At 31.4% G+C, this 2,340-nt stretch carries 1 protein-coding gene; it reads left to right on the top strand.

Translation table 11 applies throughout. The features are described 5' to 3' along the window. Nucleotides 1-605 precede the first annotated feature (605 nt). On the top strand, nt 606-2,198 hold the full coding sequence (gene tnpC / locus SOY52_RS09265) for an IS66 family transposase (RefSeq protein ID WP_320848672.1): 1,593 nt from the start codon (nt 606-608) through the stop codon (nt 2,196-2,198). The last annotated feature ends 142 nt before the right edge of the window (nt 2,199-2,340 follow it).

Here is a 2,340-nt window from a genome sequence, read left to right as displayed (position 1 = left end):
TCAGGTGAAATGGAGAAGCTTTTGCCACAGCCTTTACAAATGATTTGTTTCATAGGTTTTTGATGGTGTTGGTGGGTTGGTTAATTCTTAAAAGTCAGCCGCATACCATAATCAGAATTACTTCTTGAATGTGAAGAGGATACCATAGTTGGCATTTGAGTGTTTTTCAGTACCCCCCCTAGACTGTCCGAAAACTATCTGTTAAATACTTATATACGCTTTATATAGCGGTATTAATATATGTCACTACAATATATCCAGCGTATATCATATTTTAGTTTTGACTTTTTGGACAGTCTCCCCCGTATCAGATTGTCAAGTGTTTTAGCATATTAAATTGATAAAAAATAGTGATAATTTTTCTTACCTAAGGAAGATTAAAATAAAATTTTTATTCAGTTAGTAACTACTCAGTCGCACTAGATTAAACATCAAATCAATATACAACCAAGCTGTATTGTTTTTATCAATTTTTTAAATACAATATTTGATTAATTCTTTATATTATCAGAAAATAAATACAAATTATTATCACATTTTTGTTGATTAATTTGTGCTTATATTATATAATAATTATATACATTAGAAAGAATTAGGAGTATATTATGGAGTTGTCTGAGAAGATGAAGGAACTTGTCAAAAGTGGTGCTACCATTAATGAAGTTGCAGCAGCTTTTGGTCTTGATGTATCTTCTCTTCCTCAAGAATGGTCTTTATTTGTTACTAATATGATAATGTTCTCATGTTCTCAACAATTATTGCTAGAGAATATGAACTCTAATATATCAAGTATGAAAGACCAAGTATCAGCACTTACTTCGGCTGTTACTTGTTTACAGTCTGAAATTCGAGAAAGGAACTCCAAAAACTCATCTAATTCTAGTAAGCCACCTTCATCAGATGGTTATTCAAAACCTAGTATTAATAAAAAGACTAGTCTTCGAGAGCCTAGTGGAAAGAAACCTGGAGCACAAAAAGGACACATAGGAAAAGGATTAAAAAAGGTTATGGCTGACGAATCAATTAAACATAACCATTATCCTTTGCAGTGTACCAAGTGTGAGAATTTTGCATCTTGTGTTTCTCTTATGAAGTGTATATCAAAAGGACATATTTATGAGACTAAAACAGTAATTATTGATAATGAGCATAAGGTTTATTCAATAGTATGTCCTATGATGGGAAAACTTATTATAGGTGAAAAGCCAAATGATTTGAAATCTTCCCAGCAATATGGTGTATCTATAAAAGAATTTGTAGTTATTCTTTGGACTATAGGTGTAACATCACTTAATAGACTACAAAAACTTGTTTCAAAACATCTTGGACTTGATGTTTCGGAAGGAACCATATCAAAGATAGTAATGGATTTTGCTATTGAATGTGGGAAATTAGCAGATGTAGTAAAGGAATATCTCAAAAACTGTCACACAAAGGGTGCTGATGAGACTGGGCTTAGAGCTGGTGGTTCACTCCATTGGCTTCATGTAGTATGTGTTAAAAAGGCTACATATCTATATGCAGATAAGAAGAGAGGTTTTGATGCTATTTCTAGTGAAAGTGGAATTTTAATAGATTCATTAGGAACATTAATTCATGACTGTTGGTCTCCATATTTCAAACTCTCTAACATTGAGCATGCTATATGTTTACAACACATACAAAGAGAACTAAGAGCTGCTGCAATAAGAGAGAAAGATGATGCTGATTATTTTAAAGATATAGAAAATCTACTTCTGGATATGAGGAAAGCTAAGCTTGATGCTATAGAACAAGGAAAGACCTATCTTGATAAAGATGTTATTAATGATTTTAGGACCAAACTTAGAGCTATGATTGATGAAGGACTTCAAAGATTTAAGCCTCCTAAAAGATGCAGACTTAAACTAGGTAAGATCCCTGAAGGTAAAACAAGAAGACTCTTATTAAGATTAAAAGATCTTGAAGACTCTATCTTTAAGTTTGTTGAAGATTTTGATGTTGAATATTCAAATAACGAGAGTGAACGTAGCTTAAGATCATCTAAAGTGAGACAAGCTGTATCCAAATGCTTTAGAAAAATTGAAGGAATGAAGCAATTTGCTTCTATTACTACCATATTGGATACAGCTCGTAAGAACAATATTGATCATCCTCTTATCATTAAAGCAGTTTTTAATGGAACTGCCAGATCATTATTGTCTAGTGCTTTGGCTTAATGTGACTGAGTAGTTACTTTTTTTTATGATTTATTATCTTATTTTATAACTAATTAGCAAAAAATAGTGAATTTTTTTTTAATTTTTTTTAAAAAAGTAGTTGCAATTATTTTCGATTACAGGTAGTATCTCGATTGTTCAG

Origin of the sequence: Bullifex sp., assembly GCF_034103065.1 — a bacterium.
Classification (GTDB): Bacteria; Spirochaetota; Spirochaetia; order Sphaerochaetales; family Sphaerochaetaceae; genus Bullifex.
This window is presented reverse-complemented; position numbering and strand designations above follow the sequence as displayed.

Coding starts and splice junctions, on each gene's coding strand:
- tnpC (WP_320848672.1), top strand. CDS start 606: ATGGAGTTGTCTGAGAAGATGAAGGAACTTGTCAAAAGTGGTGCTACC.